22 protein-coding genes are annotated in these 26,024 nt (G+C 64.0%); 8 read left to right on the top strand and 14 right to left on the bottom strand.

The window, feature by feature from the left end; all coding sequences use genetic code 11:
• The 5 genes from K789_RS0106760 to K789_RS0106740 all read right to left on the bottom strand — a co-directional run.
• Positions 1-665: cupin domain-containing protein (locus K789_RS0106760; protein ID WP_035739330.1), on the bottom strand; the 665-nt coding region annotated here is incomplete at its 3' end.
• Positions 666-674: 9 nt separating this feature from the next.
• A complete protein-coding gene (locus tag K789_RS0106755) occupies positions 675-2,348 on the bottom strand; it encodes a (2,3-dihydroxybenzoyl)adenylate synthase (protein WP_024366099.1) in 1,674 nt (557 codons plus the stop codon).
• Positions 2,345-4,381 carry an acetate--CoA ligase family protein gene (locus K789_RS0106750; RefSeq protein ID WP_024366098.1) on the bottom strand — a complete coding sequence of 679 codons (2,037 nt, stop codon included), beginning with the start codon at positions 4,379-4,381 and terminating at the stop codon, positions 2,345-2,347. Before K789_RS0106750 ends, K789_RS0106755 begins: the two co-directional genes overlap by 4 nt.
• Positions 4,374-5,948, bottom strand: coding sequence for an FAD-dependent monooxygenase (locus K789_RS0106745; protein WP_024366097.1), 1,575 nt, complete (start codon positions 5,946-5,948; stop codon positions 4,374-4,376). Before K789_RS0106745 ends, K789_RS0106750 begins: the two co-directional genes overlap by 8 nt.
• Positions 5,949-6,122: 174 nt before the next feature.
• Complete coding sequence (locus K789_RS0106740; protein ID WP_024366096.1) at positions 6,123-6,956, bottom strand: PaaX family transcriptional regulator C-terminal domain-containing protein; 834 nt, start codon at positions 6,954-6,956, stop codon at positions 6,123-6,125.
• 171 nt (positions 6,957-7,127) lie between these two features.
• Here K789_RS0106740 and K789_RS0106735 point away from each other — a divergent pair, with 171 nt between their 5' ends.
• The 3 genes from K789_RS0106735 (at position 7,128) to K789_RS0106725 (ending at position 11,172) form a co-directional block, all read left to right on the top strand.
• A complete protein-coding gene (locus K789_RS0106735; RefSeq protein ID WP_024366095.1) occupies positions 7,128-8,486 on the top strand; it encodes an MFS transporter in 1,359 nt (452 codons plus the stop codon).
• Between the two features lie 93 nt (positions 8,487-8,579).
• Positions 8,580-10,031 (top strand): aldehyde dehydrogenase, encoded by a 1,452-nt coding sequence (locus K789_RS0106730; protein WP_024366094.1) that lies wholly within the window; start codon positions 8,580-8,582, stop codon positions 10,029-10,031.
• A gap of 40 nt (positions 10,032-10,071) precedes the next feature.
• A complete protein-coding gene (locus tag K789_RS0106725) occupies positions 10,072-11,172 on the top strand; it encodes an NAD(P)-dependent alcohol dehydrogenase (RefSeq protein WP_024366093.1) in 1,101 nt (366 codons plus the stop codon).
• Positions 11,173-11,287: 115 nt separating this feature from the next.
• Here K789_RS0106725 and K789_RS0106720 read toward each other — a convergent pair whose 3' ends face one another.
• Complete coding sequence (locus K789_RS0106720) at positions 11,288-11,971, bottom strand: NADPH-dependent F420 reductase (RefSeq protein WP_237739541.1); 684 nt, start codon at positions 11,969-11,971, stop codon at positions 11,288-11,290.
• 275 nt (positions 11,972-12,246) lie between these two features.
• Here K789_RS0106720 and K789_RS0106715 point away from each other — a divergent pair, with 275 nt between their 5' ends.
• Entirely contained in the window at positions 12,247-12,870 is a 624-nt protein-coding gene (locus K789_RS0106715) for a cysteine hydrolase (RefSeq protein ID WP_024366091.1), read from the top strand.
• A gap of 77 nt (positions 12,871-12,947) precedes the next feature.
• On the opposite strand, the gene K789_RS0106710 is transcribed toward K789_RS0106715, so the two are convergent.
• Positions 12,948-13,538 carry a TetR/AcrR family transcriptional regulator gene (locus K789_RS0106710; protein WP_024366090.1) on the bottom strand — a complete coding sequence of 197 codons (591 nt, stop codon included), beginning with the start codon at positions 13,536-13,538 and terminating at the stop codon, positions 12,948-12,950.
• A gap of 86 nt (positions 13,539-13,624) precedes the next feature.
• Between K789_RS0106710 and K789_RS0106705 the strand changes: the two genes are divergently transcribed.
• On the top strand, positions 13,625-13,948 hold the full coding sequence (locus K789_RS0106705) for a hypothetical protein (RefSeq protein WP_024366089.1): 324 nt from the start codon (positions 13,625-13,627) through the stop codon (positions 13,946-13,948).
• A gap of 49 nt (positions 13,949-13,997) precedes the next feature.
• Positions 13,998-15,098: an NAD(P)-dependent alcohol dehydrogenase gene (locus tag K789_RS0106700; protein ID WP_024366088.1), complete on the top strand. Its 1,101-nt coding sequence runs from the start codon at positions 13,998-14,000 to the stop codon at positions 15,096-15,098.
• Positions 15,099-15,300: 202 nt separating this feature from the next.
• Here the strand turns inward: K789_RS0106700 and K789_RS0106695 are convergent, their stop codons facing one another.
• From K789_RS0106695 to K789_RS0106670, 6 genes are all read right to left on the bottom strand, one after another.
• Positions 15,301-15,963 (bottom strand): alpha/beta hydrolase, encoded by a 663-nt coding sequence (locus K789_RS0106695; protein WP_051180934.1) that lies wholly within the window; start codon positions 15,961-15,963, stop codon positions 15,301-15,303.
• Positions 15,964-16,096: 133 nt separating this feature from the next.
• Positions 16,097-17,398: an MFS transporter gene (locus tag K789_RS0106690; RefSeq protein WP_084507325.1), complete on the bottom strand. Its 1,302-nt coding sequence runs from the start codon at positions 17,396-17,398 to the stop codon at positions 16,097-16,099.
• Between the two features lie 86 nt (positions 17,399-17,484).
• Complete coding sequence (locus K789_RS0106685) at positions 17,485-18,468, bottom strand: zinc-binding alcohol dehydrogenase family protein (RefSeq protein ID WP_237739540.1); 984 nt, start codon at positions 18,466-18,468, stop codon at positions 17,485-17,487.
• The gene (locus K789_RS0106680) at positions 18,465-18,938 is read right to left on the bottom strand and encodes a MarR family winged helix-turn-helix transcriptional regulator (RefSeq protein ID WP_024366084.1); all 474 of its coding nucleotides are present in this window, start codon (positions 18,936-18,938) and stop codon (positions 18,465-18,467) included. Before K789_RS0106680 ends, K789_RS0106685 begins: the two co-directional genes overlap by 4 nt.
• Before the next feature lie 65 nt (positions 18,939-19,003).
• Positions 19,004-20,053 carry a 2,3-butanediol dehydrogenase gene (locus tag K789_RS0106675; RefSeq protein ID WP_024366083.1) on the bottom strand — a complete coding sequence of 350 codons (1,050 nt, stop codon included), beginning with the start codon at positions 20,051-20,053 and terminating at the stop codon, positions 19,004-19,006.
• 119 nt (positions 20,054-20,172) lie between these two features.
• Positions 20,173-21,804 carry a flavin-containing monooxygenase gene (locus K789_RS0106670; protein ID WP_024366082.1) on the bottom strand — a complete coding sequence of 544 codons (1,632 nt, stop codon included), beginning with the start codon at positions 21,802-21,804 and terminating at the stop codon, positions 20,173-20,175.
• A gap of 216 nt (positions 21,805-22,020) precedes the next feature.
• Here K789_RS0106670 and K789_RS0106665 point away from each other — a divergent pair, with 216 nt between their 5' ends.
• The gene (locus K789_RS0106665; protein WP_035739327.1) at positions 22,021-23,760 is read left to right on the top strand and encodes a helix-turn-helix domain-containing protein; all 1,740 of its coding nucleotides are present in this window, start codon (positions 22,021-22,023) and stop codon (positions 23,758-23,760) included.
• Positions 23,761-23,781: 21 nt separating this feature from the next.
• Here the strand turns inward: K789_RS0106665 and K789_RS0106660 are convergent, their stop codons facing one another.
• Positions 23,782-24,681, bottom strand: coding sequence for a LysR substrate-binding domain-containing protein (locus tag K789_RS0106660; RefSeq protein ID WP_024366080.1), 900 nt, complete (start codon positions 24,679-24,681; stop codon positions 23,782-23,784).
• A 436-nt stretch (positions 24,682-25,117) separates the two neighbouring features.
• Between K789_RS0106660 and K789_RS0106655 the strand changes: the two genes are divergently transcribed.
• Positions 25,118-25,906 carry an SDR family oxidoreductase gene (locus K789_RS0106655; protein ID WP_024366079.1) on the top strand — a complete coding sequence of 263 codons (789 nt, stop codon included), beginning with the start codon at positions 25,118-25,120 and terminating at the stop codon, positions 25,904-25,906.
• Positions 25,907-26,024: the final 118 nt, after the last annotated feature.

Raw genomic sequence — 26,024 nt, 5'->3', positions numbered from 1 at the left:
GGGCGCAGGCCCGGGTGCGCCCAGAGCCGCTCGGAGCGGGAGATGTCCGGGGTGGCCTCGTCGGTGACACGCTCGGTGCCGAACTCGAAGAACCCGGCGTCGGCGTAGTGCACAAACGGGATGTCCAGGCCGTCGATCCAGGCCATCGGCTCATCGGTGTCGTTGTGGTGGCCGTGGAAGTTCCAGCCCGGAGTCAGCAGGAAATCCCCGCGCGACATCCGGACCGGGTCCCCGTTCACCACCGTCCAAACGCCTTCGCCCTCGACGACGAAACGGAACGCGTTCTGGGAGTGGCGGTGCTCCGGGGCGGTCTCGCGCGCACCAAGGTACTGGATGGCTGCCCACAGCGTGGGCGTGGCGTACGGCGTACCGGCCAGCCCCGGGTTGGCCAGGGCGATGGCGCGGCGTTCCCCGCCCCGGCCCACCGGGACCAGGTCCCCGGCGCGGGCGGCCAGCGGGTACAGGTCACTCCACCGCCACACGTGGGGCACCGCCTTGGGCGTCGGGACCATCGGCATCAGGTCCGCGATCTCGGTCCAGAGCGGGATCAGGTTCTCCCGGTCAAAATCCCGGTACAGCTCTTTGAGCTGGGCAGCCTCTTCGGGCGTCGGCTCCGGAGCAGTGTGCCCCGCGGCTACTGATTCATGAGTGATGTTCTCAGGCATAGCAATCCTCTACTTGGCGTGGGCGCCGGCGGCAGCCAGGCGTTCGGCGATGTCGGCGCGGAGGTCTTTTTTGTTGATCTTGCCGACCTTGGTGGTTGGCAGTTCGTCGACGACTACGAGATGCTCAGGGATTTTGAAGGCAGCAACACCGGTCCGGCGCAGGAGCTCCTGGATTTGTTCAAGCGTCACTTCGCGTCCGGGTTTGACCGTGATGTAAAGGCAAAGCCGTTCACCAAGCATCTGGTCCGGCATTGCGACCGCGGCTGCCATGGTCACGTCATCGATCCGATAAACCAGGCTTTCGATTTCCTCGGCCGAGATCTTCTCTCCTCCGCGGTTGATCATGTCCTTATCGCGGCCCTGGACGATCAGGTTTCCGTCGGGACGCCGCTCGACAATGTCACCGCTGGCGTACCAGCCGTCAGCGGTGAATGCCCGCGAGTTGGCCTCGGGGGCGCGGTAATAGCCCCTGGGTGTGTAGGGTCCGCGGGTCAGGATGGAGCCCGGGACGCCGTCCGGCAGGTCCTCGCCGGCTTCATCGACGATGCGCACCTCGTCGGCTTCGGACACGGGGCGGCCCTGCGTAGTGCAGATGACGTCTTCGGGATCATCCAACCGGGTGGTGTTGATGAGCCCCTCGGCCATGCCAAAGACCTGCTGCAGTGTCGCTCCCAGGACTGGCTTCACTTTCCGGGCAATCTCGTCCGGAAGGCGCGAACCGCCGACCTGAAGCACCTCGAGGCTGGCCAGCTCCTTGGTGCCGGCTTCCTGCTGGTACTCAATCCATCGCTGGGCCACCGCGGGGACCGCGGTTGAAAGTGTCACGCCCTCACGTTCGATGGCGGCGAAGGCCTTCCGCGGTTCGGGGCTCGGCAGCATGACCACGCGGCCACCGGCGAACAGGATTCCGAGGATGCCAGGGCAGGCCAGCGGAAAGTTGTGGCTAGCCGGAAGGGTGCCCAGATAGACAGTGTCCTCGGTGACTCCGGTGGGAATGGACGTGGCTTTGATGTTGTAGGCGTAGTCGTTGTGGGTTCTGGTGATCAGTTTGGGCAGCCCGGTGGTGCCCCCCGAGAGAAGAAACAGGGCTGGCGAGTCAGGCGACGGTGCACCGGCGTTCAGCCGGGCGCGGGCGCCCGAAACGTCCTTGCCTGGTGCCAGGATTTCCTCGAGACGTACGTTCAGGGGGTGCGCTGCACCGGAAACGAGGATGATTTCCAGCGACGAAATGCTGGACGCAAGTTCTTCGGCCAAAGCCTGGTGATCAAAGTCCTTGATCACGTCCGGTACGGCGATGGCCCGTGATTCGGAGAGCTCTGTGAGGAACGACAGCTCATATTGCCGGTGCGCCGGCAGAGCCATCACCGGGATGATGCCGGCCCGGAAACACGCCAGGGTCAGCACCGTGAACTGCCAGCCGTTGGGCAACTGGACCATGATGCGGTCGTCCGGTTTCAGGCCCAACTGCAGGAGGCGTTCCGCGGCCGCATCCATCCTGTTGGCCACCTCGGCGTAGCTGAGCCGGACATCACCGTCCACTATTGCGGTTTTTTCCGGCAGCCGGTCGGCGGTTTCCAGGATATAGGCTCCGAGCGGGCGGTCTTCCCAGTAGCCCTTGCTGCGGAATTCTGCCGCAAGGTCCGCCGGCCAGGGGATGGTTCCCTCACTGGTGTGGCTCGTCATTTCATGTCCTCCTCGACATTGATAACTACTGCATCAAGGGCCACGAGCCCGTCGTGGGTCAGGCGCAGGGGGTTGATTTCGATTTCCGCGATCGCGTCATTGGAAACAAGCGCGTCGCCGAGCCTGACCAGCAGGGCCGCTAACTCCTCCGTCTCCAGCATCGGCCCGGAACGGAAACCGTACAAGAGCTCGCGCGCCTGGAGGTCGCCGGGCATGCCCTCCGCCACACGGACGGACAGGGGAGCGGAGCGGATGGAAATATCGGCGAAGACTTCCGCAGTGGTGCCACCCAGACCTAGTACGGCGATCGGTCCGAAGACGGGATCACGGCGGACGCCGACCACGAGGTCGATACCGGATGGGGCCATTACCTCGACCAGGAATTCGCGGGCACCGGCGGCTTCAAGGCCGTCCAGCGCCCGGTTCATGGCCTCGGGGGAGTTCACTCCCAGGTGCACGCCTCCGATCTCGGTCTTGTGCAGAACCGCGGCGTCGAGCAGCTTGACCGCAACGGGACCGCCCAGCTCGGAGAGAGCGTCCTGAGCCGCGGCGCGCGTGCTGCAGCTTCGCCGGGCAGGGGTGGCGATGCCGAGTGCGCCAAGGAGTTCCTTGGCGCGGTTCTCGTCCCAGGGCCCTTCCAATGCCGGCCAGGTGAAGGCTCCAGCGGGTGCTTCGGCGCGCTGGAATTGCCCGCGGGCGTCGTTGACCAGAGCTGTGATGCCGTGGGCCAGCGAGGTCGGTCCGCTGATCAGCGGCAGGTCATGCTGATGGGCTGACTTTCGGGCCCGTTCCAGGTCGCCGTCGGGTCCGTCGACGCCGATCAGGAACGGCATTGTGTCAGCTACACCGGAATTGGCGACGGCGAGAGGAAGGTCGGCGACGGGTTCAGTCAGTCCGTACACCGCGACGACATCGATGGCCGGGTCGGAGGCCACTGCGGCCACGACCTTTTCGTAGCCGGGACCGGGGCGGCCGGTGTCCACGGGATTGGCCTGGAAGGTCAGCGGCGGCAGCAGAGTGCCGATGGCGTCCTGGCTGGTCTGGGCCAGGCGCGGCAGCGTCACGCCGGCGCTGTGGAGGGCATCGGCGATCAACAGTCCGGGGCCGGCCTGGCCTGTGATGAGTCCGACTCCGGGGTCGGCCGCCGGGGCAAGCCGCCGCCCGGCCAGGGCGGTGACAGCGGCAACCAACTGGTTCTCGTCGTCGACGATCACGGCACCGGCCTGTTTCAGGACCGCCCGTGTGGTGCGCCAGGATGTGGCCAGGGCACCCGTGTGGGACTGGGCGAACTCGGAGACGTCATTTCGCCCGACGACCAAAGCCACGACCGGTTTGACGGCACTGAGCCGTGAAACGGCGTCGATGAGGGCTGGTCCGTCGGCGACGGTTTCCAGGTGCAGGGCGACTGCCTTGGTGTGTTCGTCGGAGATCAGGAAGTCGAGGACGTCGGGCGCGCTGATGTCGGTGCCCGCGCCGATGCCGACGGCGAGGCTGACGCCCGCTCCCGCGCGCTGCAGGTGGAAAGCAAGGACGTGGTTGACTCCGCCGCTGGCCGCCACGACGGCCACAGAACCCGGTTCCAGTTCAGCGACGCCGGGAACGAAGCTGGCGCGCAGGTTGCGGCGGGGGACGAAAAAGCCGGACGTGTTCGGGCCGAGCAGCCGAATGCCGGTGTCCCGGACAGCTTCCTCCACCTGGCGGGCGAATTCGATGCCGGGACCGCCGGCCTCGGCGAACCCCCCGGCGCAGACCAGGGCAGCCGTGGCGCCGTTTGCCGCACTGTCACGCAGGGCCTGGGCGGTGGCTGCGGCGGGTACGCAGAGCACTGCCAGATCGGGGCCTCCCGGAATTGCTGCTGCGGCATCGGCGATGCTGGTATGCATGCCGTTTTCGCCGCGGCTGTTGACGAGCTCAACGGGAGCCGGGTAGTTGGCCAGCGACTGTGCCATAACGGCGCCGAGCTTTTCCGGACTGGCCGAGGCGCCCACGACGATGATGCCGCGGGGTGCGAATAGTGGCGTGAGGCTATGCATTGGTTGCCTCCGTGCCTTCCGTTGCAACGGCGTCTGCCCGGCCGGAGAGCACCAGGGTCAGAGCCGACACTGGCCCCCGGTCATCGACGATGACGCTGGTCAGGCCCCGGCCCAGGCGGGCTTCCTCTGAGAGGAGGATCCGCGTGAACGGATTGCCGCCCTGGATGACGACGGCAGCAGCCCGGGCAGGTAGGTGCTCGAAGGCGGCCGGCAGACCCGCTTCGGTATCAGGCGCGGTGATCAGGAGCCCGGTGGTGGCGTCGGCGTCGGCCGGGTTGGTGCTCAGGGCAATACTGCCGCCGGGGCCGGTCAAGGCCACCTGGCCGTTCTGCTCGGCCACGGAGAGCTGGCGCCCCGCGAACTCGACGGAACCGGCGATCAGCGGCGTTTCCAGCGGTGAGTTGCCGTGTCTGGTCAGCCAGTCGTGTTCCGCAGATGCCACCAGCTCCGGGTCGCGCTGGCGGATCTTGTCGATGTCGATGCTGCGGGAGAAGAAATGGAAGGTGAACTGGGTCGGGTCGAAGGAGTTGTAGTACCGGGCGAAGTGTTCCCACCAGCTCAGGCCGCCGCGGGCCTGGTTCTGGATCTTGGCAACCTGTGGCTGGCGTTCAGCTTCGTAATTTGTGAAGGCGAGTTCGAGGTCGTCCTGGTGTTCCGCGATTTCACGGACCAGGCTGATGGCGTCTTCCATGGCCATCTTGGTGCCGGAACCGACGGAGAAGTGGGCGGTGTGTACAGCGTCGCCGAGCAGGACGACGTTGCCCTTGTGCCAGGAGCGGGTGCGGCGGGTGCGGAAATTCGCCCAGCGGGAGTTGTTTGCCACCAGCGGTTCACCGGCGATGTCTTCGGCGAACAGTTTCTCGAGGAAACGCTGGGTCTTGAGGTCGGAGGGTCCAGGGGGCTGGCTGGCATCAAATTCATCGAGGCCGGCCTTCCGCCAGGTGTCTTCGTCGGTTTCAACGATGAAGGTGCTGAGCTCATCGCTGATCGGGTAACCGTGGACCGCGAAGTTGCCGAATTCACTTTGCCGGTGAACGAAGGTGAGCCCATTGAACTTGTAGGTCGTGCCGAACCAGATGAACTTGGCAGTCGCGGTCTCGGCGGTGTGGCCCAGGCTGTCGCCGAGCTGTTCGCGGGTGGAGGAGTTGGCGCCGTCAGCGCCGACAATCACATCGAAGTCATCGAGCTGCGACAGGTCGGGGACGTACTGGCCAAAGCGCGTATCGACGCCGACCTCTGCCGCCCGGTCCTGCATGAGTTTCAGGAGGGTCTTGCGGTAAATGGCGGCCATCCCGTTGCCGGCGAAAGACTTCTGTTCACCTTTGAGCCAGACCTCGATGTCCTCCCAGTGGGTGCCGTAGTCCCGGAGTCCGTTGCGGACTACGGGGTCGGCGTCGTTGATCCGGTTCAGCGTTGCGTCGGAGAAGACCACGCCAAAGCCGAAGGCGTCAGATGCCTGGTTCCGCTCAAAGAGCACGACGTCGGCGTCGGGAACGGTCTGCTTGAACAGGGTTGAGAAGAACAGTCCGCCGGGACCGCCGCCAATGCAGGCTATGCGAAGTGCCATCGATGCCACCTTTTAGAGATTTTGGGGAGGACGTGTGCTACGTCTCCTCCTCATTATGTAACGATTCTCGGCTGATCGTCAACTATTTGTTACATATCGTCCTCGGGAGCCGCTGTACGGACCTTGCCGTGACTTCCTCAACGAACCACGACCAGCTTCCGCGCCTCGACTGGGTTACGCCAAGATCTCCTGGCCCTCCCTGATGGGCTGACCAATGATGCCGGAGACGAATTCGTTGGCGGCAGGCCCGAGCTGGCGGTGTATTGCACCAAAGAGGCTGTACGCCTCGCTGCTGGGCCAGCCCTTGGGCTGCAGCTCGAGGGGCAGGTGCGGGTCCCTGAAGGGGAAGCGGCGAAAATCGCCGATAAGTCGCATCCGTTCGATGAGTGCCGTTCGCCCGTCCTTGGCGGCGTTGACTTCCTCGTCATCAAGGGCGGCATAGGTGCGGATGAATTCCTGATAGTCCGCGCCGAGCTGCTCCAGATCCCAGCATCGCGCGGCAAGGTCCCTGTCCTCCGCGAGGTCGCCGGTCCCGCACCAGAGGGCATCAACTTTGGCCAGCGGATAGTCGGCGGCAATCTCGCGGACCTCGGAGATGAGGTTGTGCGGGCTCAGCCAGGTCGATGGCGACAGCTGGCCGAAACCATGCCACGCGAGCTGCTTGCGGAGCTGCTCACGGACGGCGCGTTCGGATTCCGGAACCTGGTAAATGGCCATGGTCCAGCGCCCCTCCCAGTCTTCGTCCCGCTGCCTGAAGATCCGTTCGCGCCCCTCGTTGAGGATCTCCAGCATGTGGGGGGTAAGTGCGTACACCGTTTCCCGCCCGACGCGCCGGGTGGTGAACCAGCCCTCCTTGCGCAGGCGTGAGAGGTTGACGCGGACCGTGGCCGGCTCAATTTCAAAGACCGCGAGGAGCTCCGTGATATCAGCCAGCCTGACCTCGCTCCCGGCGTACCGGAGGTAGTCCCCGAAAAGATCCAGGATCAGGGCTCTGGGTTTCCACTGCATAAGGCTTCTCCAATACTTGCTTGCCCGGACGGGCGTCAATCGGGAAACATGCAACACCCCTGTTGACGCACAACACATTTATGTTACATTCAGTTGTGGGTCAGATCACAGCCGAACGGCCCCTCATCTCTGGCACAGCCACAACGTCGTGTATATCACCTGGAGTCCCCAATGGCTTTTCAATCGCCTGCCTCACCTCCGGTTCGCCCTCGCAAATCGGCAGCCGCTGTCATCTTCCTCTGCTTCCTCGCCATCGTCTTCGACGGATACGATCTGGTCGTCTACGGAGCAATCGTCCCCAAACTCCTGGCCTACGAACCCTGGGGCCTGACCCCGGTGCAGACCGGCGCCATCGGCAGTTATGCGCTGGCCGGAATGTTCATCGGCGCCATCCTGATCGGATACCTCACTGACGTCGTCGGGCGCCGGAAAGTCATGATGGTTTCCATCGCATCCTTCTCAGTGCTGATGCTGCTGACCGCCTGGGCGCCGACTCCCGAGCTCTTTGGTTTGTTCCGTTTTCTCGCCGGCCTCGGCCTGGGCGGTGTAATCCCGACGGCGATCGCCCTGACCGTGGAGTTCTCCAAGTCGAACCGCCGCAACTTCAATAACGCCCTGATGTTCTCCGGATACGCTGTCGGCGGGATCCTCGCCGCGCTTCTCGCTCTCGCCTTCCTGCCCGTGCTCGGGTTCCGCGGCATGCTGGCACTCGGTGGCGTTCCACTCATCGCCGTTGTGCCTCTGCTGTTCAAGTTCCTTCCGGAATCCCCGGCATTCCTCGCTGCCAAGGGGGACCGGGTACAGGCGGAACGCATCATCTCCGAATACGGGCTGGAACCGCTACCCGAAGCACCGGCACGAGGGGACGTACCCGTGCACGGCCGTTTCCGCACCCTGCTGACCGGGCGCCTGCTGACTGCAATGATCCTCTTCAGTCTGGCCGGCGTCTGTGGCCAGACACTCGTGTACGGGCTTAACACCTGGCTGCCGCAACTCATGGTCATCGCCAAATACTCGCTGGCCTCCTCCCTGACATTCCTCCTGACAGTCAACATCGGCGCCGTCGTTGGCGTGCTCGTTTCCTCCAGGCTCGCCGACCGCTTTGGTCCCCGGCCGGTGACCGCAACGGCTTTCGCGAGTTCCGGCGTGGCGCTGGTTCTCATGGGAACCGGGGCCATGCCCCTTCCGGTCATGTACCTGCTGGTCGCGGTCGTCGGTTTCGGGTCAGTGGGCGCCCAGATCCTGGTCAACGGATTTGTGGCAACCTACTTCTCCGGCGCAACCCGGGCTACCGCCCTGGGCATCACGCTCGGCGTCGGACGGATCGGCGCTGTCCTGGCCATCTCGGGCGGCGGCGTGCTGGTGGCCGCCGCGCTGGGCAACTTCATCAACTTCTCCGTCTGGGCCATCGCAGCAGCAATCGGCGTAGTCGCCGTCCTGACCGTGCCGCGTTTCCCCGACAACGAATCGACGGGGACAGCTTCAGCGACGTCTCAGCCTCACATTTCCGACAGCACCGTCAAACACTAAGAACGGCACCGCCCACTTAGTACCGCATGGCCGCCCGAGCACCGTCGTTCCCGGCAGCACCCCAACTGCAGCACCCTAATTGAGGAGTCCATTTTGGAAACGCAACTCATTATTGACAACCAGCCCCGAAGCGCCCGCGAAGGCAAGACGTTCGAGCGTCGAAACCCTGTGACGGGCGTACTCGTGACCGAAAGCGCGGCAGCCGGCGTCGACGATGCGCTCGACGCTGTTGAGTCGGCGTCACAGGCCTTCAGCACCTGGTCAACTACCGGCCCCACGGAACGGCGGGCCGTCATGCTCAAAGCCGCAGACATCATGGAGCGGCGCGGAGCGGAGTTCATCGAAACGATGATGTCAGAAGTGGGTGCCGCACAACTCTGGGCCGGATTCAACGTTTTCCTCACGGCGCAGCTCTTCCGCGAAGCTGCCGGGCTCGCCACCCAGATTCAGGGGGAGACCCTCCCGACGGACAAACCTGGCACACTCTCGATGACTGTCCGGCAGCCCGCCGGAGTTGTTCTTAGCATGGCTCCCTGGAATGGAGCGGGCGTCCTGGCGGCCCGGGCCATCGCCTACCCCATCGTTTGCGGCAATACGGTGGTCTTCCGGGCCTCGGAAACCAGCCCGAAGACCCACGCGATCATCGCGGAGGTCCTGCACGAGGCCGGACTTCCGGCCGGTGTGCTGAACTTCCTGACAAGCACCCCGGAGGACTCCGACCGGGTCGTGGAATCCATCATCGCCCACCCGGCGGTCCGCCGGATCAACTTCACCGGATCAACGGCCGTGGGGCGCATCATCGCCCAAAAGGCGGCCCGCTACCTCAAGCCGGTGCTGCTCGAGCTCGGCGGCAAGGCCCCGTTCGTCGTCCTCGATGATGCTGACATCGACGGCGCCGTCAATGCGGCTGTCTTCGGATCGTTCCTCTACCAGGGCCAGATCTGCATGTCGACCGAACGATTCGTCGTTGACGAGAGCGTGGCCGACCAGTTCGTCTCCAAGTTCGCAGCACGGGCAGCGCAGCTGGCCACCGGAGACCCGCTGACCGACGAAGCCTGCATCGTCGGCCCCATGATCCGCGAAGAGTCGGGCCCCAGAATCAACGGCCTCATCGATGATGCCCTCGCCAAGGGAGCGGAACTCGTCGTCGGTGCCCATGCCGACGGCGCATCGATGCCGGCCACCATCATCGACAAAGTGCGGCCCGGGATGTCCATCTACGATCAGGAAACCTTCGGGCCGATCACCACCGTGGTCCGCGTTTCCGGCGTCGAGGAGGCAGTCCAGGTGGCAAACGATACGGAGTACGGTCTCGCCGCGGCCGTATTCGGGGCCGACAGCACCCGGGCATTGCAGGTTGCGATGCGAATTCAAGCGGGACACGTGCACGTCAACGGCGCAACCGTTCAGAACGAAGCCCAGGCTCCCTATGGCGGCATGAAAAACAGTGGCTACGGCAGGTTTGACGGCAGGGCCGTCATCAACGAATTCACCGAGCTGAAGTGGATCACCGTGGAGCAGTCCGACCAGCAGTACCCGTTCTGACCCCAAAAGCCCGACCAATCCGAAAAGGAATGACACGACTATGCAGGTAACCGCCGCAGTGGCCCGGGAGCCACGGCAACCCCTCACGATCGAAGAACTGGAGCTGGACGATCTCCGCCCGAACGAGGTCCTCGTAAAGATGGTGGCCTCCGGCGTGTGCCACACCGACGCCATCGTGCGTGACCAAGTTTATCCCACGCCGTTGCCGGCCGTCCTGGGACACGAGGGAGCCGGGATAGTGGAGCGGATCGGGGCTTCCGTCACCACGGTGCAGCCGGGCGACCACGTCCTGCTCGCGGCCGCCTATTGCGGTAAGTGCGACCGCTGCCGGTCCGGCCAGATGGCGTATTGCGAGAACCTCTTCGCCGCTGACTTCGGCGGCCGGAGGCCTGACGGGACCACGGCATTGAGCAAGGACGGGGAAGTGATTTCGTCCCACTTCTTCGGCCAGTCGTCGTTCGCGACCTACGCCAACGTCGTCGAGGAAAGCGTTGTCCGGATCGACGCCGACGTTCCCCTGGAGATCGTGGCCCCGCTCGGGTGCGGCATCCAGACCGGAGCCGGTGCCGTCCTCAACGAACTCAAGCCCGCGCTGAACAGCACGCTCGTGGTTATCGGGACCGGCGCCGTCGGATCGGGTGCGATCATGGCCGGCGGGATCGCGGGGTGCGCCCGGATCATCGCCGTCGACATCCACGCTTCCCGGCTGGACCTCGCGAAAGAACTGGGAGCGACGGACGTGATCAACACGAAGGAAGCCGACCTGACGGAGGAGATCCTCCGGCTGACGAACGGGCACGGAGCCGACTACGTGGTGGATACGACCGCCCGGCCGGAGCTGCTCCGCAAAGCAGCCGACGCCCTGGCCCTCCGGGGCACGCTGGCGCTGGTCGGTGCCGCCGCACCCGGAACTGAGGTCTCGTTCGAGATCGGCCTGTCGCTGGTCAAAGGATGGACGTTCAAAACGGTGATCCAGGGAAGCTCCGTACCGCAGGTGTTCATTCCCAAACTCATCCAGTTGTGGAAGGACGGCCGATTCCCCATGGACAAGCTGATGCGCAACTACAGCCTGAGTGATATCAACCAGGGATTCGAAGACTCTGCGGGAGGCACCGTCATCAAGCCGGTAATCGTGTTCTAGGCGGCAACCGGTTTCACTTGCCCTGATCACTTGGGACGAAAGAGGACGACGGCGGGATGTTTCCCNCCCGCCGTCGTCCTCGTGGCTGCTCAGGTGTCGGCTGTTGCCGGCCCGGCTACTGCGTGACCTGGAGTCCGGTGTCCCAGTTGAAGTCGGCGAACTCCGGGTTGGCCTGCATCGTCATGAGGACGAACTGGAAGCCCTCGAGTTCCCGGGCGCGCTTGAGCGGACCGACGACCAGGGGGCGCATGCCGCCGGCGCTGACGAAGCTGCTGACGGCGGCGTTGGCTTCCGCGTTGTCCCCGGCGATGAAGACGTCCAGCGGCTTGCCACCTGACTCCCCGGCCACCAGGGTGCCGGCGAAGGTTGTGTTGAAGGCCTTGACCACGTTGGCGCCGGCCGGGGCAAACTGTGCGATTTCCTCGGCTGCGGAGTTGCCGGGCTCAACAACCAGGGAATCGAAGGTTTCGAAGTTCACCGGGTTGGTGATGTCCACGACGGTCTTGCCCGCCAAAGCCTCGCCGTAAGCGATGACCACGGACTTGGCGGCGTCGAACGGGACAGCCAGGACCACGATGTCACCCTGCGGGGCGTCGGCCGTGGTGCCGAAGGTAACGCCTGCGCCGAGTTCGGCAGCCAGCTCCTGCGCCTTGGCGGCAACCTGGCCGAGGATCTCGACGGTCAGGCCGCCAGCGAGGGCGCGGGTTGCGATGCCGCGGGCCATGTTGCCGTTGCCGATGATGGTGAGGTTCGTCATTGGGTTCTTCTTTCCGAGGATGCGGGCCAGGAGGGTTTTCATCAGATTCTGTTTCTCTTGAGGAGCGGTGCTTGAAGCTTCAACTAAATATACAGCCATTAGATTGAAGCGTCAAGCATTTGGTGGGGAGCCATATCTATGCTTCCATGGAATCTAGTTCTGCGGAATGTATGGTTCTTCGCGGATTCGCGGCCCTTATCTTCGCAGCCATGGGGAGTCGGGTGTCGCTCCGGCCCTGGCGTTCCCCGGAACTTTGCCCTAGTCCTGGCAACAAATTAATGGATCGGCGTGGGCCGATCGGAAGCCTGAGGTAAGTGATGTTCACACTCAATAGCGGCTCGACTGCGGTCCTGGTGGTCGACATGCAGAACGACAATCTCCATGAGGACGGGGCATTTGCGGGCACGGGGGCGGCGGCGCACGCGGTCCAGCAGGGTGTCGTCCCCAACGTGATGCGCGTCCTGGGTGCCGCGCGCGCTGCCGGCGCCGCGGTATTCCACAACCGCATCGTGGTCTACCCCGGCCGCGACGTCGGCGGCGACAACGCTCCCATCTTTCGGATGCTCGGCCCCGAGTCTTTGAAGGTGGGCTCCTGGGGTGCGTCCGCCGTCGAGGGGACCGGTCCGGTCGGTGACGAGATTGTGATCGATCGGATCCGGATGAGTGCATTCAACGGCACTCCCTTGGACATCATGCTGCGGAACCTTGGCACGAGGACCGTGGTTGTGGTGGGCGTGTGGACCAACATGGCGGTGGAGCACACCGCAAGGGATGCCGCGGACCACGGTTACCGCGTCGTCGTGGTGACGGATGCGACGTCCAGCATCAACGCGGAGTGGCAGGAGGCTGCGCTGGGATTTGCGCTCACCAACATCGCCGAGATTGTTGACACGGATGCCGTGGAGACCTCATTCGCCACCACAGAGAGTTCCGAGCGCTGACCTGGTAATCACGCGTCGGCTTCTTGTCCGGCTGGTCCCCGGGCCCGCGGAAGGTCCGCCAGGCCCGGGGCCGTCAACTAAGAGGGCCCGTTGGCCATGCCTTCGGCGTCCCGGGCGAGCAGCTCGCTGGTTCGCATGATGGACGCGCGCCTGCGTTCCCCGTCCGGTGTGCCGGTTATCACAAGGTGGACATTAGGGCTCGATACCCAGGCGTGGCAAAGCGTCACGATCGTCAGGAGCAGGTCTTCCGCTGCCGTCTCGGTCGCTGCCGGGAGTGCGGTGCGAATCTCGGCCACCTTGGTGGCTGAGCGGAGGGCGCGTATCTCTGCGCCGACGGGATGTCCCCGTTCAAGCCCCTCCCAGAAGGTGAGCCGGGCGAGACTCGGGCGGCTCCTGGACAGATCAAAGTACCGCCCCGCGAAATCGGCGATCGCAACAGGTCCATGGCCGACGACGGGAAGGTCGTCCAGGGCAGTGACGAGCTGTCGGGTGAGTGCCGCTTCAAAGAGTTGGGCCTTGCCGCCGAAGTAGAAGTAGATCCGTTCGCGGTTACACCCTGAGTTCCGCGAAATCTGGTGAATGCGCGCACCGGAGAAGCCGCGTTCCGAAAACTCGGCGATGGCGGCATCAAGAAGTTTCTCCCTTGTTGCGTCAGTGTCCCAAGCCATGCACCCAATCCTATCTCCAACCGTTCGTTTGCTTTTGCCTGCCGTCGCTCAGTAGCATCAAATCCAACCGTACGTTTGGAGATTGAGTGGAACACAAGGGCAAAGCTCTTGCAGCCGATGAAACAGACGCGCATCATCACCGGACCGCCGGCATTGCATCCGTCCATGTCAGGGCCGTGATTACCTGGCTGGCGATATTCCCGCTGGCGGCAGTGGGCATGAGCGTACTGGCAGCGTGGGCGCCGGGGTGGCCTCCGGTCCTGCGCGCTCTCACGCTCACCCTCGTAGTCGTCCCTGCGGCCGTCTACTTCGCTGTGCCCCGCCTTCTCCTGATCCAGGCACAGCTGAGCCAAGCTGCGGCGCGCATTCAGGTGCGTCGCAGCGCGAACCGCACTTCGCGGATTCGCTAACCGCGCCGGGGTGCATCCTCATCCCGGCAATAAATATGAGGAGTTTCCCATGCAGATAACTGCAGCGGTCGCGCGCGAGCACGGCTCACCCTTCACCGTCGAACAGCTTGAGCTGGACGCACTGAGGCCCAATGAAGTCAGGGTCCGCATGGTGGCAACCGGAATCTGCCACACAGACGTACTCGTTCGGGACGGGGTCTATCCGACGCCGCTGCCCGCCGTCCTCGGTCACGAGGGAGCCGGCATCGTCGAAGCGGTCGGCGATTCGGTGGTATCCGTGATTCCTGGCGATCACGTTGTATTGGCTGCCGCATACTGCGGGCACTGCAAGCGTTGCCGTAGCGGCCAGATGGCGTACTGCGAGAACCTTATGGCTGCAGACTTCGCTGGGCGTCGTCTCGACGGCCAAACGTCGCTGAGCAAGGGCGACGAAGCCATTTCGTCCCACTTCTTCGGCCAGTCGTCCTTCGCGACATACGCAAACGTTGTCGAGGAGTCTGTCGTACGTGTGGACAAGGACGTGCCGCTTGAGCATCTTGGCCCCCTGGGCTGCGGCATCAACACCGGGGCGGGAACCGTCCTCAATGAGCTCAAGCCGGAGATCGGGTCTTCACTTGTTGTTTTCGGCGCCGGCGCCGTCGGCTGCGCCGCTGTCATGGCGGCGCGGATCGCGGACTGTGCCATTATTGTCGCCGTTGACATCCACGACTCCCGGTTGGAACTCGCCCGGGAATTGGGCGCGACACACGTCATTAATTCAAAGACCGACGACGTCGCCGCGCGGCTTCGCGAAATCACGGAGGACGCAGGCGTTGACTACGTCGTGGACACCACGGGCCTGCCTGCGCTCCTCCGCCAGGCGGCCGACGCCCTGGGAGTGCGCGGAACACTCGCCCTCGTCGGCGCCGCGAAACCCGGCACCGAAGTCAGCTTCGAGATCGGCGCGTCCCTCGTGAAGGGCTGGACCTTCAAGACCGTGGTCCAGGGCAGTTCTGTGCCGCAGGTCTTCATCCCCCGGCTGATCCAGCTTTGGAAGGACGGCCGGTTCCCCTTCGAAAAGCTCGTCGGTGACTACACCCTTGAAGACATCAACCAAGGCTTCGAGGACTCCAGGAGCGGCAAGACGATCAAGCCGGTCATCATTTTTTGACGAGTCTGAAGGACCTTAGAGCCGGCGGTTTCCAAGGTTCCTGGGACCTCCCCTCACCAGGATGATGAGCAGGAGATTCAAAAACGCCCGGCCAGGGGAGTCCCGGCCGGGCGTTTTGGGTGGCGGGTGCGGAAGGGCGACGGGGCGCCCCCGTCAACCCTTCACGCAACCCCGTTTTCTGCTGTTGGCGGTGCCTCAGTGGTCAGGCAGGCTGGGAATTCAAGAACCCGTGGATCCAGCCCCCGAGTTCTACGAGCGTCGGCCCGGTGATGTGGTGCCCTCCGGGGTCGCGCCGGGCCTGTGCGCTGGCTGAAGAGTCCGTGAGCAGGTATTGCCAGGTGCGGTCCAGCAGTTCCCGGGGAATGACTTTGTCCTGATCGCCCTGAGCGACGAAGACGGGAAGGCCCGCCAATCGGGCAGGAGTGACGGGGACCCCGGCCTCGAACGGCAAGGTGCCGTACAGGATGGCCGCACCGGAGAAACGTTGGGGGTCTGCCAGTATCAGCCCGCCCGCGAATGCCGCGCCGCCGCTGAATCCGACGAGTATCACCTGCCGGCCGGCCGGGGCTGCGGCATCAAGCCAGGTCCGGAACCACGCCATGGAGTCAGCCAGCGACTCCGCAATCGGGCGGCCGATGCCACGGTTGGCGAACCATGCGTAGCCGCCACCCTCGGCGATGGGCGCCCGTACCGCGGCGTAGGCGGGGCCGGTCGGCAGTTGGTCGGCGAGGGAAATGATCTCACGCTCGCTTGAGCCGCGGCCATGCAACAGCACCACCAGTGGCGCCGCCGGATCGGATGAGCCGGCGGTTGACACCACATGGGATGGCTCTTCCGCGGCCGTTGGCTGATCGGGGACTCGCATGATGGCTCCTGCTCGGGTCGTTGTACTAGAGGCTTGTTGAAGCTTCAATCATCATTGGCGGTCGGATATTCCCAGATCAACTCGTGGGATCAGAAAGGCGCCACAACAGGTAGAGCTGCTGCCGTTGTGAAATTCACGCTTGCCCGGACGTTTCCGGCATCCGGGCAAGGACGGGGAGTACCGAAAGCGCCACCGCGGCCACAAGGGCGCCGGGCATCAGGTTCCATCCTGTTGCCTGGGTCAGGAACTCCGCGGCGTAGGGCGCGATGCCACCAAAAACGGCTGTGGCGGCCGTCGCGCCCAAGGCGAGTCCGGTGAGCCTGCCGGCGGGGGCGAACTGTTCTGCGGCGGCGGAGGCGCCGACGGCGGTGCAGGCAAGGACGACGGCGCCGGCCAGTGCCGCTGTGACTGAACCGGACGTCATGAGGGCGAACATGAATACCGGCAAAGCGATGGCAGCGGCGCACAGCACGAGCAGCGTGGTCCGTCGCCCAATCCTGTCCGAGAGCGCGCCGGCAAACGGAGTTACCGCGATCACGGTGACTGAAGCGACAGTGGACAGCCACAAGGAGCTGCCTTCCGGGAAGCCGGAGACCGAGGTGAGGAAGGTCGGGACGTAGAGGATGCCGACGTAGTAGGCAATGGAGGCCAACGCGGAAATAGCGAAGGTTCTGTAGAGGCCGGCCCGATGGGTGCGGAGGGTGAACCGCAAGGGACGGTGCGTCTCGCCGGTCGGCTGTCCGGCAAAGACGGGGGTTTCGCGCAGCGTACTCCTAGCCGCAAGCGTTGCCAGTGCCAGGCAGGTGCCGAAGGCGAAGGGGATGCGCCATCCCCAGTTGTCCAGGGCTGCCTGGTCCAGCATCGTGGTGGTGATGGCTGAGACCGCAACGGCGAGCAGCGCTCCGATCTCGCTGGCCATCGAGGCCAGCGAAGCGATCAGGCCGCGGCGTCCGGGCCGGGCACCTTCGTAGAGGTAGGTGCTAATGGCGGAGTATTCCCCGCCAACGGAGAAGGCCATCAGGCATCGCAGGGCGAGGAAGGCAGCCCCGGCCGTGGCGCCCGCCTGTGCGTGCGTGGGGAGCAGGGTGGTGGCGAACATGGCCGCAGCCATGACGGCCATGCTCGCCAGCAGTACGGGCCGTCGGCCGAAGCGGTCCCCGAAGCGTCCGAACACCAGTGCGCCTAAAGGCCTCAAGAGGTAGGACACGGCGAACACCGCGAGCGTGGCCAGCAGGGACTCCGTGCCGCCGCCGAAAATGACCCGGGACAGGATGGTGGCCATGAAGAGGTACAGGGTGAAGTCGTACCATTCCACGATGGTGGAAAGGGCTGCGACGGCGATCGATGTCCGCGGCAGGGAATCGCCGGTGGCGGTGCCACGTGCCGGGTGTTCTGCCTGGCGCGGTGGGCGGGGGAGGGCAGCGAAAAGGGGCATGGGTTCAGCTCCTGGTTTGAAGGCAAGGCAGAGGTCGGCCCCATGAGGTTGTGCCGTGCCGGTTCGGGTTCTTTAGGTCGTGCCGCTTAGGTGGTGACGACGAGTTTGCCGCTGGCGCGGCTTTCCTCCATGTCGGTGTGGGCTTCGACGATGTCATCGAGGGTGTAGACCTTGCCGATGGGGACGGTTGCGGTGCCGTCGCTGACGGCCTGCAGGAATTCCTGAAGCACATTGCGGGGAAGGTCGGCGGCTCCGCCGGTGTAGGAGGTGAGTCGGACGCCTCGGGGGATGTAGTCGATGGGGTAGAAGTCGGGGATGGTCCACTGGTTTGAGAGCATTCCGGTGAAGCAGACGACGCCGTGGACCCGGGTGGCGTGCAATGTGTCGCGCAATGTCGGGGTGCCGACGAGTTCGAGGGCGGCGTCCACGCCGTCGGGAATAATGCGGCGGACGGCGGCGGCGAGGTCGCCGTCGTCGATCAGGACATGGTCGACGCCGATCGAGGCCAGCGCCTCCTGCTTGGCCTCGTCGCGGGTTGAGGCCAGGACTATGAGCCCGGCGCGTTTGGCAAGAATCGCGGCGGCCATGCCGACCGACGACGTTCCGCCGCGGATAAGCAGGCTCTGGCCGGGCCGGATGTCCAGGCCGATGGTGAGGGAGCCATATGCGGTCTGAAGCATCTCCGGGACGGCGCCGATGACGGGCCAGGGCAGGTCCGATTCGAACGGAATGACCTGGCGTGCCGGCACGCACGTGTACTCCGCGTAGCCGCCGTCGAAGACCCGGCCCATGCCGCCCATCAGGGTGGCGACCTTTTGCCCGGCGCGGAATTCGCCGCCGGGGGAGTGCACCACTTCCCCGACTGCTTCGATCCCGGGCACACGCGGAAAGGTGACGCCCTCGGCCAGCCCCAGGCGGGTATGCAGTTCTGAGCGGTTGAGCCCGAAGGCCCGGACCCGGATGAGCACCTGGCCGGGCCCGGGTTCGGGGATTGGCCTATCTTGTATGACCAGAGCCTCCGCCGGCCCGGGGCCGTCCAGCACAACTGCCCGCATGGTGCCGGCGCTCACTGCCCGGCCACCTTGGCGTCCGGCGCAGGTTGATGCGCGCTGCGCACACGTGCCAGGAGTTCGAGCAGCGTGCTGGCCTCCTGCGTGGTCAGGGCCGGGGTGAACCAGCGGGCAAGTTCTGCCTCGACCACCTGGCGGGCCTGGTCAACCACCGCGGCCCCGGCCGGTGTGAGTTCCAGCAGGGAGGAACGCCGGTCGCCCGGGTTCATCTTCCGCGAGCAGAACCCCGCCGCTTCAACACGGTCGATGAGCTTGCTGGCGCCGCCCACCGTAATGGACAGCGCCGACGCAATATCGAACACCCTGCACGCGCCAACGGTAGCAACAACAACCATCGCCTCGTACCTGCCGAGGGGAACGCCGCATTCATCGCGCAGGCGGGCATCAACCGCGTCCCACAACTCCGTTTCGAGCCGGGTCAGCGCACTGAACAGCGGATAGAAGGCAGCGGGGTCGTCTCTGGAGTCCATGGCACGATGCTAGCAGATACATTCCACGGAAGATACTTCCTTGTTTTCTACTTTTGTCGATGGGATCAGAGAGCAGGATCGACCAGCAGCTTCATCTTCTGGCCGGCCCGGAGCTTCTCGAACCCTTCCTGGACCACTCCACTGAGGGGGATGTCCTCAACCCACCCTGTCGTCTTGTAGTGACCTTTGGCCATGAGGTCGATCACCGCTGAATAGTCGGCCCCGGTATAGCAGATGGTCCCTTGGATGCGCCGCTCCCTCAGCACAAGGTTGATGAGCGGCGTCGGGAGGGGCTTTTCATAAATCGCAACGCTGATCAGCGGCCGGCGTTCACCGAGGCATTCGAGGGCTGATTGGACGGCAGGTGCAACCCCGGCGGCGTCGAAGGCCGCGTCAACGCCGTCGCCGTTGGTCCGGTCGGCGATGAGCGCGGTCACGTCCTGGCTGGTTGGATCCAGCGTGCGTGCGCCGAGTGTCTCAATGGACTTTCGGCGGGTCTCCGACGGTTCAACGACGTCGATTTCGGTCAGTCCCATCCCGCGGAGGGCAAACCAGATGCCGATGCCGATAGGCCCGGCGCCGTAAATCAGCGCGCGGCTCTGGTCATTGACTTCGCCCATGGTCGCGGCGTGATACGCGACGGACATCGGCTCCACCAGTGCACCCATTTCGAGCGAGACATTGTCGGGGAGTTTGTGTACCTGATTGCTTGGCACCACTGTGTACTCTGCCATTCCGCCGTCGGCCATCAGCCCATGGAATCCGATCACGTTACACAGGTTGTAATGCCCGCTCTTGCACGGGCGGCACACACCGCAGCGGTAAATGGGCTCGACCGTGACCCGGTCACCCTCGCGGACATCGGTGACGTTCTTGCCGACTTCCGTCACCACTCCGGAGAATTCATGGCCCAGAGTCAGGGGCAGGCATTGGCCCGTGAGGGGGTGCGGGTCGGTCGGAGGAATGAAGATCGGGCCATCGTAGTACTCATGGAGGTCGGTACCGCAGATTCCGTTCCGGCTGACCTTGATCTTCACCTGGCCTTCCGCGGGGGAAGGTTCCTGAACGTCCCGGATCTCAAGTTTGTTCTTGCCGTAGTAGACCGCTGCGCGCATGGCGCCTCCTAGTTGTATGTGGGCATCAGATGATGCGGATGAGAATCTCGTTTGCGAACTCGCGGGACAGCCCGGGACGGGCGGCGTGGCCGCTGTCCGTCCCGGGCTGTCCCTGCGGATTAGGCCGGCGTCAGTGCCTTGCTGTCGGTCATGAAATTGGGGTACTTGTTCGAGGCCTCCTCGGCGAGGATGGAGCGGTACTGCTTGATGCCGCCGAGGTAGAACATCACCGTCCGCTTCTTGCCCGGGATGTTCGCCCCGAAAATCCACGAAGCGGCCTGGGGGAAGAGGGTCTGATGGGCGATATCCGAGCAGGTCTCTGTCCAGTCAGCCTCAGTGTCGGCCTTGGCTTCGATCCAGCCGGTACCGGAGCTCGACACATGGCCGATAGTTTCGCTGATCCACTCGACCTGAGCCTCGATCGAGGGCGGAAGGTTGGTGAAGGGGCCGTTGGGGCCGAGGATCATGAACATGTTCGGGAAGCCACTGGTTGCCATGCCGAGATAGCTCGTCGGGCCGCCGGCCCAATGTTCCTTCAGCGTTTCGCCGTCCCGGCCACGAATATTGACGCGGACGTAGTTGCCGTCCACAGCGTCGAAGCCGGTAGCGCAGATGAGTACGTCAAGTTCGTGCAGGGTTCCGTCAGCCGTGACGATGCCTTGCTCCGTCACCTGCTCGATCGGGTTCTCTTTGACATTCACGAGGGAGACGTTTGGGCGGTTGAACGTTTCGTAATAACCCGAATCGCAAAGCGGCCTGCGGGCGTAGAGGTCCGTCGGCGTCAGTTTTCGGCGGGTCTCAGGGTCCTTCACGATATCGGCGATCTTCCGGCGGATGAACTTGGCCGCCTCTTCGTTGGCTTCCGGGTCAGTGGCGATATCAGAGAAGGTCTCGAACATGAAGCGGAACCCTCCGCCTTCCTCCCAGGTCTGCTGGTAGATGCGTTCGCGCTCTTCCGGGCTGACGCTGAAGGTCGGAACGGCGCTCTCTACGAAGCCCATGGCGACGGACGAGTTCCGGACCTGATCCCAGTTGGCCTCAAAGTTGTCCCGGTGCCCCTGCTGTTCCTGCGACGTAAGTTCGCGGTTGCCGGCAGGCACGCTGTACTGCGGGGTGCGCTGGAACGAGGTCAAGTGAGCAGCGACGGGTGCGGTGGCCGTGATCACCTGGTTGCCGGTGGAACCATTGCCGATCACACCTACACGCTTGCCAGCCAGATCCAGGTCCTCGGGCCAGGCGCCGGTGTGCACCAGGCGGCCCTGGAAGGATTCCATCCCGGGGAATTTGGGGAGGTTTGTCGCGGAGAGCAGGCCGAGACCCGTGACGAGGAACCGGGACTGGAACGTGACGCCTGTGTCGGTCCGCACTGTCCAGATGCCGGTGGTCTCGTCGAATTCAGCGTCAGTCATGCCGGTTTCGAGTTGAATGTGTTCACGGAGGCTGTACCGGTCCACGACGCCGTTCAAGTACGCCAGAATCTGGCGCTGGGGCACATATTTGGTGTTCCATGGGGTCTGCTGGTAGAGCTCGCGATCGAACGAGTACTGGTAGACGAAGCTCTCCGAGTCCGAGAGGGCGCCGGGATACTTGTTCCAGTACCAGGTCCCGCCTACGCCCCCTGCGCGGTCAATGGCGACGGCGTTGAGACCGAGTTCGTTGCGCAGCTTGTGCAGCATGTAGATGCCACCGAAGCCTGCTCCGACGACGAGTGCGTCGAGCTGGTAGATCTTCTCGGGGACGGCGTTGTCCATGATGTCATTTCCTCCGACTAATTGGGCTCTGTGAGATAATTCACTTTGTAGTTACCAGTCTGTGGTGGCACAACAAGGACGCGGTGTCTCGATTTGGGACACTTCCGTTCGACCCGAGAATCCGGGATTGATACCCTCTCAGCACCAATCGCGAGTGCTGACGAGTGTTGATTGGCCGACATCCGGGCTGGCGGACGACATTGCAAAGGGGCAGATATGTCCGATCCGGTGCGGGAAGCGCGGGAGCAGCTGATTCGCGTTGGCCTCACAGGACCCTATGGGGCCAACGATGCAGTGCCGGACCTGATCGTGCGCAGTTGGCGACGGTCGCTCAGCAGCGCCGTCGAAAGCTCGGTCCCGTCTCAACGTTTTCAAGACGTGGATACGGACTCTCTGCTGTGCCGGGCTGCAGTTCCTGTGCTCGATCGTTGGCAACACCAGCTCGCTGACACTGGGACCACACTCTTCCTCAGCGACCGGGGCGGCAGCATCGTTGCCCGGCGAACGAGTGACAACAGTGAGCGACGGCGCCTCGACAGCATGCACGCGGCGGAGGGCTTCGACTACTCCGAGGAATCCATTGGCACGAACGGCTTGGGCACGTCCATGGTCGAGAAGCGCCCGGTTTTCGTCAAGGGGAGCCAGCACTACAATGACGCCTTGACCGCCCTGGCGTGTGCGGCTGCGCCCGTCTATACACCGGCCGGTCTGGTCGTTGGCTCAGTCTCGCTGGGCGGCCCACTCGAGGCTGCCAGCCCGATCATGCTGTCGCTGACGCGGGAGATCAGCCAGCAGATTGAGGAGAGATTCCGGGCGTCCTCCCGGCCCCAGGATCTCGCACTTGCGATGTCCTTTATGCGTTTCAGCAGCTCACAGCGTCCTACGGTGGTGATGGATCGAGAGTCCATCCTGGCTAACACGCCGGGCCTGCCCTTCGTCAGTGTCGCGTCGCATGTCATGCTCTGGGAAGTGCTCAAATCCCACGACTGGTCATCCAGCAATACACTGCGTCGTGAATTGGAGGCCACCTCCATTGAGGTCACGGCCCGGAGGGTGGTGGATGGGCCGCGTGAGCACTACGTGGTGCACTTCTCCGATCTGAGTAACGCGTCCGACAACCCGTCTGGGCTGGCCTTGCCTTCTGGGGCACGGCTCGAGGGCAAAGGCGCGCCGGCGCCGAGCAAGACTGCCCCGGCCGTTGTCTTGGTAGATGGACCGAGTGGTTCTGGACGCGCGACAGTCGCCGGGAGGCGGCGGACGGAGTGGGGAAGTACGGCGCGTTGTGAAGTATTTGTCCTGTCCGCCGGGGCCGCTACTCCGTGGAGGGCCATCGAGGAGCTCCTGGCAGGCGGTACCGACGTGCTGATCCGGCGGATCGAGGACCTCGCCGAAAACGAAGTTGCGGATTTGGCCGCTGTCGTCGAGCGACACCGGCAAGCCAGGTCCGATGGGCAGCGCGCAAGCAGCCTTCTACTGACGTCCTCGCGAGATGATGCTGCGCCAGCCGTTCGGGCTTTTGTTGACACCACCGGAACCGAGGAGCGTACCGATGCACTGGCCCGGACCCCCGAAAGGATCCCCGGCCTGGTCAAGGCTATCCTCAACGTGGTTGACCCGGAATCGCGGCACACCATCTCGCCGGCTGCCCTGCAGTCCATGGTCCAGTGGAACTGGCCCGGCAACATCGCCGAACTTGCCGACACTGTGGCCGCCCTGATTGGGGATGCGAAAGGCTCGGTCATCGAACGTCGGCATTTGCCGAAACATCTGCAGCAGGCGCCCCCGCGACGTCACATGAGCATGATGGAGACGGCGGAGCGCGGGGCCATCATCAGGGCACTCGACGCGGCCGGAGGTAACAAATCGGAGGCCGCAGCCCTGCTGGGTATGGGGAGGTCCACACTGTATCGGCGGCTGCGCCAGCTTGGCCTCGATACGGGCGAAGGGTCGATCTGATTCCGATGGCCGCGGCATGCATCAGGCCCCGGTGTCGCCGTCGAGGCTGATGACTTCTTCCAGCACAGCCTGTAGAGCCGGACTTGCATCGTTGCGGCGCCATGCTGCCCTGAGGTCAACATCGGCGGTGGAGTCCTCGAGGGGAATGAACACAACATGCGGATCTGTCGCATTCCGCGCGACAGACGCCAATGTTAGATGGCACCCGACTTCGGCGCTTACCAGCGCCAGCGCGGTCTGCGTGTCAGGGGCCACCTGAACGATGTCGGCGACAAAACCGTTGGCATGGGCCAGTCGCCGAAGCCGATCTGGCAGGACCGCGCCCTCGAAAGGCGTCAGCGATATGAAGGCCTCAGTGGCAAGCCGCCCCATTGCGATCCGGCGTGAGCCGGCAAGCGGGTGGGTGTCAGGCATTGCCACCACGAGTGAGTCCGGCATGACCACACGGGAGGACACCTCTGCCGGGATGACATCCCACCGTCCCAGGGCGATGTCTGTCTCCCCTTGCACCAGTTTTTTCATAGCGGGCTGGGCGAAATTCTGGCTGGACAGCTCCAGCTGAATCCTTGGCCTGTTGGATTTCACCTGCCTGGCGAGTCGGGCCACCAGCTGGTGGGTAGAGACGCCAGCAAAAGCAATTCGCACCATTCCGGCCTCGCCGTTGTCGGCGGACCGCACGGCCTCCTCGGCTCGGCGAAGGGCCTCGAAAACCTCGGTGGCAGGGGCGACCAGCGCCTGCCCACTGGACGTGAGCTTCACGGAACGGGTGTTGCGGTCCAGCAGGCGCGTTCCGAGTTCAGTTTCGAGCTGTTTGATGATCCGGCTTAGGGGCGGCTGGGTCATGTTTAGGCGTTCGGCCGCCCGCCCGAAATGGAGTTCCTGTGCCACTGCAAGGAAAGCCCTCAGCTGCCCAACGTCCATGTTCTGCTCGCTCTTCTCGTTTTCCCACCCTTTTCATTATTGAGTAAAAGGTATCACTGGAATCCTATTGAAGCGCCGGAACTGCAACAATTGTTGCTGCTCGACGTGGGGCAGGCTTTCCGTGCAAGTTTGGGGAGACGGGCCGAGCGGGCAAGGAAAAGGTGTGTGCAAGGTTTGAACACTTCGGTCATCAGCGAGGAAGCGTCTTGCAGGATGAGGAAGTGCCGCAATCGCGGGACATCCCTCGGCTCACCGACGAGCTGATGGGTGATTACAGAAGAACACCGGGAGGCAGACGGTGCGCGGCTGACGAGTGGCGCTGTGAAAGGGGCAAGGCTCCAGCCTTCGCCTTGCCAGCGCAGGGCAGCCCCAACGCGGCCCGGTCGGTCTCCGCACCTCTGCTCTAAGTACTCCCACTAGAGCTATAGGAGACAACATGTCACGTCGTGTAGAGGATCGCAGCATCCTAGTTACAGGTGCCGGCAGCGGTATGGGCCGCGTTATCGCCCTCGCGCTGGCCGGCGAAGGAGCGAGCGTCACGCTACTCGATCTAAATCTCGACGCAGCTAAAAGTGTCAAGGACGAGATCACCGCCGCAGGCGGTAGAGCTGTCGCCGTTTCCGGTAACGTCGTCAATCGAGCCGACGTCGCGATGGCCGTCAAAACCAGCGTGGAGTCGTTCGGCCGGCTGGACTGCATGTTCGCCATCGCGGGCATTATCAAGCCGACGCACTTCCTCGAGACCACTGAAGAGAACTTCCGCAGCACGCTCGACGTGAACGCCTTGGGAACCCTTATCTGCCAGCAGGAGGCTGCCAAGCAGATGATCAAGCAGGGCGACGGCGGCAAGCTCATCGTCACGTCCTCGATCGCAGGCCGTCAGGGCTACCCGAACTTCGCGTCCTACTGCGCGAGCAAGTTCGCGGTGACCGCTCTGAACCAGTCAGCCGCCCATGCCCTTGCGAAGCACAAGATCACATCAAATGCCTTTGCCCCCGGTGTTGTGGACACCCCGCTGTGGAAGAAGCTTGACCTGGACCTCATGGACATGGGCGATTCGTCCCGTCCTGGCGAGGCCTTCGAGTCGTTTTCCGGAGCGAACCTGATCGGTCGCAAAGGTGTCCCAGAGGACGTGGTGGGCACGGCGCTCTTCCTCGCTTCCTCGGACTCCGATTACATGACAGGCCAGACCATCATGATCGACGGCGGCATGGTCCTCGTGTAACCAACTGAGCGCGCTGCCACCCGATGGGCCCGGGTTCGTGAGCCCCTTAGACCAGGGCACGGCAAGCCGCTCATCATTGGCCAACACGGTGCCCGTGGCCCGGTCGCATTTGCCCGCC

The sequence above is a fragment of the Arthrobacter sp. TB 26 genome (genome assembly GCF_000427315.1).
In the GTDB taxonomy this organism is placed as follows: domain Bacteria; phylum Actinomycetota; class Actinomycetes; order Actinomycetales; family Micrococcaceae; genus Arthrobacter.
The sequence above is the reverse complement of the archived record's forward strand: the minus strand, read 5'-3'. Positions and strand labels throughout refer to the sequence as shown.